Below are 8,353 nucleotides of genomic sequence, written 5' to 3'. Positions count from 1 at the left end.
AAAATCTAAAAACTAGAGCGCAATAGTTGAATTAATTATCTACCTCATCAAATTAGGCGATCGTGTAGCGTTCTATAACACTATTATCACTCTCGGACTTTATCTAAAGTCTAAAAACTATAGCGCAACAGTTGAATTAATTATCAGCTTAGACTATCGCTACCCCCGGACTTTATCTAAAATCTAAAAACTATAGCGCAACAGTTGAATTAATTATCAGCTCAGACTATCGCTACCCCCGGACTTTATCTAAAATCTAAAAACTATGGCGCAACAGTTGAATTAATTATCTATCTCATCAAATTAGGCGATCGCTACTTTATCTAAAATCTAAAAACTAGAGCGCAACAGTTAATAGCTGACGACTAAATGCTTACGAAAAAAAAATTAACGCCTTTTAATCCCTAGTTAAGCAGGATGTTTAGGTAGAGATCAAAGGCGAATATGTTGAAAAAATGAAAACTGTTATGGGTGATGCTAATATATAACTTAGGAATAGAAAAATTAACTACTGACTTGAGATATAGCATAGAGGGCGATCGCTAAACTTAACCGTGCTTGTTCAACTTCGGATAAATCATACCAATCAACAGGTTGCATTGTTGCCAAAGTATTTTCTACAGCATCATTTTGCTCTCCACGCATGGAATAAGCAAGAGGACGCGCCATTACTTCCAAATCTTCTAAATCCCAACCGGGTAAAACTTCGCTGACACAATGTACCAATTGATCTGAGAGAGACAAAGTAGAACCTAAGCGATTTACCTGATCGACAACATTAATCGCAATCTTGCCTAACTTGTTAAGTAAATTCTTAGGAGCAAAATCTGCAAACTTTTTATATAAAGCATTTTGAGTCTCAATAATCGGCCAAAGTTTGTCAGTTTGACTATAAAAATTTTGGCAAGCGGTAGTCATTTCCACATCATTGAATAAATCAGACAAAGGTAGTTCTTGTTCGAGAGAATTAAAATAAGTATCTGATTCTGGTGTTTCAGGATTCCAAGGATAAGCAATATCGTCTAGAACTATCGCATTTAATAAATCTAATTCTACCTCAGTAGAGGCATTGTTAAGAGAAAATTGAGAACGGGAAGGCTGATTATTCATAATTTTATTCCATGGGTAATATTTAGAAGTAGTTCATTAATTGATAATGGATAATTACCTCTTTAACAATTGATAATTAATAATGGGGATAATTAGGGGTGGCTGAATAAATTTAAAACCCTTGAAAGATAAAAGCTTTAGGATTTTTGGGTAGAACAAAGTGCCTGTTTTTAAGTTTAAAACTATCAAAAAGTTAGTATAAAAGGCAGAATAATAGCAGAAAAATCAAGGGACAAATATATCTGACCATCTCCTCTATACTACTCTCTACTCCACTACTCCCCCACTCTTGAAGCCGATATGAAACTCGGAGCGACTTGAATTGGGAAGCTTTGCGGAAACTGTTCCGCAATTATCAATTATCAATTGGTAATTAGCAATATCTTTATTGCCTACTTTTTTAGCTACAGAAGCAACCTAGTTAGTTCCGTAATCTAGTTTGGATTAGATAATTCATTATCAATTATCAATTATTCATTAGTGCAGTAACCTAGCTAGTTCCGTAATCCAGTTTGGATTAGATAATTCATTATCAATTATCAATTATCAATTATCCATTAGTAAGGTCTTCTGTTGTTTCAATTACAAACTCAAAAGCTTGACCTTGAGAACTGCCAAATTTTAGCAATGTTCCTGATTCTATAGCAACCTCATCACGATGTATTCTTTGCCAACTACCAGACTGATAAATTAAAGTCCCGAAACGAGAAATATCTCGTAAAAAGTAAGTTGGTTCAACCTCTTCATTGGGTAAACAACGACAAAAAATTTCTGCGTGTTTTTGGGAAACCCACCGCTCCAAAATTACCAAATCATTTTCCTGAGAACGCCCAACCGAAATTGTACCAACCCAAATTGGCCAGACTTGATTATTATCATCTTGAGAACGTAAAAAAGCTCTAGAAGTATAACCGCTAATCCAAGTTGGAGAGTTAGTAGGTAGTTGAGTGACTAATTCATCAAATACTTGAACTAATTGACCATTGAACTCTGGGTGCATATACAATACTGGTAAAGTCCAAGCTGGTTGATTAAATCTGTAGAGAGTTAATAATTGTTGTCTTGCTACTGCTACTGCCTGATCTATCAACATTCCTTCTGTCAAACCTTGAGCAAAAGCTTGAATAAAACTTAAAGCTTCTCTATCGGCAATTTCGTCTCGCATCCCCAAAACGGCAGGTACTCCATGATGGATTAATACTTCTGCTAGACTACTGCGTGGTATTGCTTGTACTTCACCAGAAGATAGGCGCTCTGTAGCAGGTTGCGCTCCCCAGCAAGCATTGAATACTGCCAGGGTTACTCCATTCCGAACTAGGACTTGTGCTAACTCAGTACCATTGAGGGTTGTGTTAGGTGCCAAAAATAACCAACCACCATCTGGACCTGGTGTACCGTGACCAGCATAAAAAAGTACATTATAAGTTTTTTTATCTAGATAGGAAATTAATTCTTCTGGAGTGGGCTGAATTAGTGTATCGACTCTACAAGGAATAGTAGGATTAGCTCTGGGTGTATTGGGGTTTGTGATGTTGTGAGCTTTCAAAACCTCAATTAGTTGGGCTGCTTCTTCTTCTAGTTGTAATTTGGATGGAACTAGAGATTGATGGCCATTACCTGTGGGGGATTGCCCTTGAGGGCTACTTTCCCCAATTACTAACAAAATATTTAGAAATTGGGAAGGTGGTTGGCTGCGTAAGGAGTTAACATCACTGGTGGTACGACTGAATAAAATTTCCCGACTTAGAGAAAAGGCGGGTAAAGCGACTCCTGGTTGCATAATTTCCCAGGGTAGGGCGATTAATTCTGGTTCGCGAATATCCAATCTTACTCGTAAGGGTAATTCTTGGCCAATAGCAATGCCTTGACTTTGGTGGAGACTATTACCAATTTCTCCTTGAAATAACCACTGCCAGAGACTAATGCCTAGATTTTGCATTAGGCGACTGGTACGATTTATTTTGACACCAGATTTAGGGGCAGGATGAATATTTGGGGTTGATGCTAAGGCGGGTTCAGGTATACCTATTGGAATAGCAGGTAGACTTTGGGGGGAGAAGACTTCTAACCAAGCTTGCCAAGCTTTTGATAAGGTTTCTGGCCATACTTGGTCGTGGTGGACATATCCCCGTTGAAAAGGAGCCTGCATAACCCAGACTGCAAAGTGATTTGTTTCTGGGATGTTCAGGCGGGCGATCGCTATACTTAGGCAAGGACTTTCTGGAGGGAAAGGCATTCAATTTTTTTTATACTATTCTATTCTTATTCTTAATGTACTTGAAGATATTTCAGCTAGTTTGGTTTAACTATATTATTGTAAATCTTTCGCTTTTATTCGCATCATAAATAATTTTGGCTTTTGAAACTTACGAAAATGTTGGAGAGATAACGGTTCATTAATGGATAATGGATAATTACCTCTCCCTTTTAGGGAGAGGATTGACACTTAAGGAAAAAAATTTATTTTTTCCCCTTGACAAGGGAAGGCTTTTAACCTAAATGATTTAATTAATAATTACTAATTGTTAATTATTCGGTAAGTTTTTACGGTTCATGGCCAAGTTGTTAGATATGGTGACGATAGGACTGACATGAATTGCAGCTATAAAATAGCTGAGAAAATGTATAGAAGCCCTAACCGTATCTCCAGAAAATAGGTCCTGGTGGAGAAGTAATTGATAATTTATGGGTGATAATTGATTTGATGATTGGATGAGTGGGAGATATCTAATCTAAAATAGCTGAGAAAATGTATAGAAGCCCTAACCGTATCTCCAGAAAATAGGTCCTGGTGGAGAAGTAATTGATAATTTATGGGTGATAATTGATTTGATGATTGGATGAGTGGGAGATATCTAATACCATTTCTCAAAAACTTTTCTACATTTGATTGAGTAGGGGAGTGTAGGGACGTTGCACAGGCAAAAATGGGTTTTCCGTTCCGGAATGCTCCGTAAACATGTCGCGCAGCGATACCTCCGTACGGGAGAAGTAAAAATAAGGATAATCTAAAGATTAAATTATCTCAAATCAGCAAAAAGGTAATTCTCCGAAGGTAATTACTTAATAACTGAAGTATTAATCAAGTATAGCATTAATGCATGGGAATTGGTATATAGCAATCCTAAATAGGTTATGACAAATCAAAAAGTAGATAAAAAACCTGAAACTCCATCCAGATGAGCTGTAGCAATAGTGCCTGTTGCCTAAAAAGCAGTAAGATTTTTGCCACGAATATGCGGAGGATTGCTATAATACGCCCCATCTCCCTATCTCCCCATCTCCCCATCTCTCTCCTCTGTTTTTAAATAGATCCCTTTAGTGGTTCTATAAGTATCATTTTAGATAACAATCAGCTTTTTTTTAGTTGTATTAAATAGTATTTAGCTATCGGCAATTTATAGTTTGAAAGGGAATTTAAACCAAATTTTGGTGTTGCATAATCTGGAGATTAATCATACAGAGGAATTACGCATCTCTACTATATATAGATTCAAATAACTATAACGTTATAGTTTTGAACACTATATACATTTTTTTTTGCGTAAGTCCTAATACAGTAGTTTCCTACTTAATGAATTACAGAATAGACCTATCGAGAAAATAAACTTGCTCTTTATTTAAGATAAGCTAGAGTTTTCAATAATTAAGAATTAAGAATTAAGAATTAAGAATTAAGAATTGCCTCTCCTTGAAAAGAAGAGGATTGACAAACAGGAAAATTTTTATTTATTATCCTCTTAAAAGGGGAGGCTTTAAACCAGAATATTTCGGTAAAATTCACTTTCCTCAATCATTTTTCGTATCTTTTTCGTAGGAATAAATTTCCTGTTCCCTGTTCCCTGTTCCCTTTTCCCTTTTCCCTACTAAGCGCAAAAAGTCTATATCTTTTTCACGAGATGTCTAATATGTAAGAATTCAGCAGTCAACTAGCCTCCTGCGTAAGAACTACGTTAATAGCTCTCAGCTTTTAGTTATTAATTCCTAGGAAAGGAGGAAGTAGTCTTTTCACCAGAATTAAAAGTTATGGATTAAATTGGTCAATTAGCTAACTTTAATAACTTATTATATTCATGCATCTGAATTCTGAATGGGAACTAGCTGAATGCTTACCATAATATTGATGTTTTGAGGGAGTAGAAAAAATGAGGAACAAGCCAAAAATATTTACCTTATCAGTTGTACTTCATAACTTGGGAAACTGCTGTAAATTTTGATAAATTTTTCTTCTTACTTCATTCATAAGCATTCAGCTATCAGATATGAAAGGAGAATCAAAAGTTATGCTAATGAAATTAGTCATCAGCTAACTTTATAACTTTAGTAGTTATTACTTTCAAAAGCTGAATGTGAAAGTATTTACCAGGAAAAGCTGAAAGCTGTTTGCACAGCATTCCGGAACGGAAATGCTAATAGCTGAATGCTTACTTTCATTCTTTCTGTAATAACAAATGTGGCAGATAAAAAAATATAGTTGGCATTTTTCCTTATCTCTATTTATCTTTATAATTCTCGGCTCATTTCTTGCCAGAGGATACACTTTTCCAGTGGGAAATCATTACACTCACGTTCCTCAAATTAAATCAATGTTGAATCCTGAACTCTATAAAAATGATTACTATGTTCAGGAAATGTTGAATTTTACTCCCAGATATTACTATCAATATTTGATTTATTTTTTCAGCAAATTTACTGGTAGTATTTCCCTGAGTTATCTAATTTTTTATCTAACTTCGTTTATTAGTTTGATTTGGGGTTTATCTGCCATAAGTAAAATTTTTACTCCTTCCAAATTATCAGCAGCAGTTTTAATTTTTCTGAGTTTAATATCCTACACTTTAATTGGATATTTAAAACTTTTTCCTAATACTCCTATACCCGCCACATTTGCTATGAGTTTGACGGTTTGGGGAATTTATTTCTGTTTTCGGCAAAGATGGATAATTGGTTATTTATTTTTTGGTATTGCTTCAATTTTACAATTTTTGGTTGGTGTTTTGCCGGGAATTATCATAATTCCTATTATGTTAATTGAGGCAATAAAAAATCAGAATCTAAAACAAGTAAACTCTTTTGGGGAAGTCAATGTATTCGGGGAAGTAAAAAGTCAAAAGCGAGTGTGTAATTCTGAGGTTTCCGTTTCCTCCGGAAATACTTCGGGAAAAGAATGTAAGACGCACTCAAGACAGTCAAAATTTAAAACTATTACTAATTTGATGAATTTCTTGCTTCGGTATGAATTTATTTTTTTAGTGATTGTACCGTTAATTATTTTCTTTGGTTTAGCTTGTTTAGTTTATCTGCCAATGGTATTAACTGGAACGACTAGCACTAATAAATTAACTAATGAAGAATTTGTTTTTATCTACGGTTGGGTCAGGAATCCTCACCATATTATTCCTGCTTATTGGAATTGGAAAATTAGGTTAGATTTTATCTGTTTTATTTTGGGAGGTTGTTTATGTATTCACAAAATTGATATTACTAAATCGGAATATTTATGGCAGGAGTCGATAACAGAGACAAAAATTTCCCACAGCTCGACTTTTCCAGAGGTAGAAATAGGAAAGATAAAAGAAAAAAAAATCAGGGAAAAAGATTTAAGTTTTACTGATGTTAGATGTCTAGAGAAATGGAAGTTTTATCTGATTATTGCTGAGTCAATTTTGGCTTTGTTTTTGGGTTATATTTTTGTGGAAGTTTACCCCTTAGCTTTATTTGCTAAGTTACAGTTGGCAAGAACTGTTCCTTTTGCTCAGTTGATGATATTTATTGCTGTGAGTATTTTAGTTAATCAATTATATCAACAGGGAAATTTAGGGCTTGGTTTACTGTTGATAATTTCTCTAATTTTGCCTGTACCTTATCAGGGTATTTGCTTTTTTATCTTATCAGCAGGATTGTTTTTTCTGGAAAGATGGCGCTACAAGTTAATAGTTTTATTGATTTTGTTCGGAGGATTCATATTTTACTTGTTACATCCACCCATAGATTTAATTATTAATCGTTTTTTGCCTGTACCTTATCAGGGTATTTGCTTTTTTATCTTATCAGTGGGATTGTTTTGTTTGGAGAGATGGAATTACAAATTCATAGTTTTGTTGATGTTGTTAGGAGAATTAATATTTTACTTTTTACATCCACCGATAGATTTAATTATTAATCGTTTTTTTGTTATTCCTGGTTTGTTTTTGGTTTTAATTTTTCCGTTTATTTTAGATGAAGTTGATGTGACAATAGTTCAGAAAAAGTTAATGACTTATGGTTTAGCGATCGCCACGAGTTTAGTATTTGTTTTAGGATTATTTGAGGCATTGCCAGGAAAAATTTTGGAGGTATTTGAACAACAGGTAAAATTTAATAGAGTTCCCCAAGATGAAGTTACGAAACTAGCTTTAAGATTTAGGGAGATTAGTGATAAGGATGATGTAATTTTAATCCCTCCGTTTGTGTCAAATTTTCAATTTTTTTCAGAGAGAGCGGTTATTGTTGATTTTAAACATTTTCCTCAAACAGATAGGGGAATTAGAGAGTGGAAAAATCGGATGGAAGATGTTTTTGGCGTTCCTTTGAATGATAAGTTAGCGGTGGGAGCGATGGAAATTTTGTTTCCCCAACAGACGGGAAAAGAATTAGTTAATGTGGCGAAAAAATATAGAGCTGAATATATTTTGACGAGAGTTGACTGGCATGGAGATATTGAGGGAAAAGTTATGGATAAAGAAGGGGAATGGGTGATTTTTCAAATAAATTCTGATTAGTAGGGATTTGATCGATCGATCATAATTATAATTATTGGTATAGTATAAGAATCCTAAATTATTTGTTGTGAAAAAGAACTGTAGGGGTTTGGTCTCCAAACCCAAGCTAAAACAGGATTTGCAAACTAAACCTCTAATATAAAATTACAACATAAGCGCGGATTACTATATATTTAGCTTTAATATTTAGAGATATTAGTGAAAAATTAGAGAGTAGAAAAATCGGATGGAAGATGTTTTTAATGTTTCTTTGAATGATAAGTTAGCGGTGGGAGCGATGGAAATTTTGTTTCCCCAACAGACGGGAAAAGAATTAGTTAATGTGGCGAAAAAATATGGAGCTGAATATATTTTAACTAGGGTTGACTGGCATGGAGATATTAAGGGAAAAGTTTTGGATAAAGAAGGAGAATGGGTGATTTTTCAGATTAATTCTGATTAGTACAGACTTGGTTTATCAGTCATAATTATAATTATTGGTA

General features: G+C 34.4%; 4 protein-coding genes. 2 read left to right on the top strand and 2 right to left on the bottom strand.

Annotated elements, in window-relative coordinates; all coding sequences use genetic code 11:
• Window positions 1–504: 504 nt before the first annotated feature.
• Both ACP6PK_RS31600 and ACP6PK_RS31595 read right to left on the bottom strand, forming a co-directional pair.
• Window positions 505–1,110 carry a hypothetical protein gene (locus tag ACP6PK_RS31600; protein ID WP_426565762.1) on the bottom strand — a complete coding sequence of 202 codons (606 nt, stop codon included), beginning with the start codon at window positions 1,108–1,110 and terminating at the stop codon, window positions 505–507.
• Between the two features lie 550 nt (window positions 1,111–1,660).
• Complete coding sequence (locus ACP6PK_RS31595; protein ID WP_426565760.1) at window positions 1,661–3,346, bottom strand: CHAT domain-containing protein; 1,686 nt, start codon at window positions 3,344–3,346, stop codon at window positions 1,661–1,663.
• Window positions 3,347–5,561: 2,215 nt separating this feature from the next.
• On the opposite strand from ACP6PK_RS31595, the gene ACP6PK_RS31590 reads away from it, so the two are divergent.
• Together ACP6PK_RS31590 and ACP6PK_RS31585 are read left to right on the top strand one after the other, a co-directional pair.
• Window positions 5,562–7,871, top strand: coding sequence for a DUF6798 domain-containing protein (locus ACP6PK_RS31590; protein WP_426565758.1), 2,310 nt, complete (start codon window positions 5,562–5,564; stop codon window positions 7,869–7,871).
• A gap of 226 nt (window positions 7,872–8,097) precedes the next feature.
• Window positions 8,098–8,313, top strand: coding sequence for a hypothetical protein (locus tag ACP6PK_RS31585; RefSeq protein WP_426565756.1), 216 nt, complete (start codon window positions 8,098–8,100; stop codon window positions 8,311–8,313).
• The last annotated feature ends 40 nt before the right edge of the window (window positions 8,314–8,353 follow it).

It is taken from the genome of Dapis hubbardiae BLCC-M172 (assembly GCF_050016015.1).
Lineage (GTDB): Bacteria > Cyanobacteriota > Cyanobacteriia > Cyanobacteriales > Microcoleaceae > Trichodesmium.
This window is presented reverse-complemented; position numbering and strand designations above follow the sequence as displayed.

Bases quoted from the DNA above. Each gene is read 5' to 3' on its own strand.
- ACP6PK_RS31600 (WP_426565762.1), bottom strand. From the start codon at position 1,110: ATGAATAATCAGCCTTCCCGTTCTCAATTTTCTCTTAACAATGCCTCT.
- ACP6PK_RS31595 (WP_426565760.1), bottom strand. From the start codon at position 3,346: ATGCCTTTCCCTCCAGAAAGTCCTTGCCTAAGTATAGCGATCGCCCGC.
- ACP6PK_RS31590 (WP_426565758.1), top strand. From the start codon at position 5,562: ATGTGGCAGATAAAAAAATATAGTTGGCATTTTTCCTTATCTCTATTT.
- ACP6PK_RS31585 (WP_426565756.1), top strand. From the start codon at position 8,098: ATGGAAGATGTTTTTAATGTTTCTTTGAATGATAAGTTAGCGGTGGGA.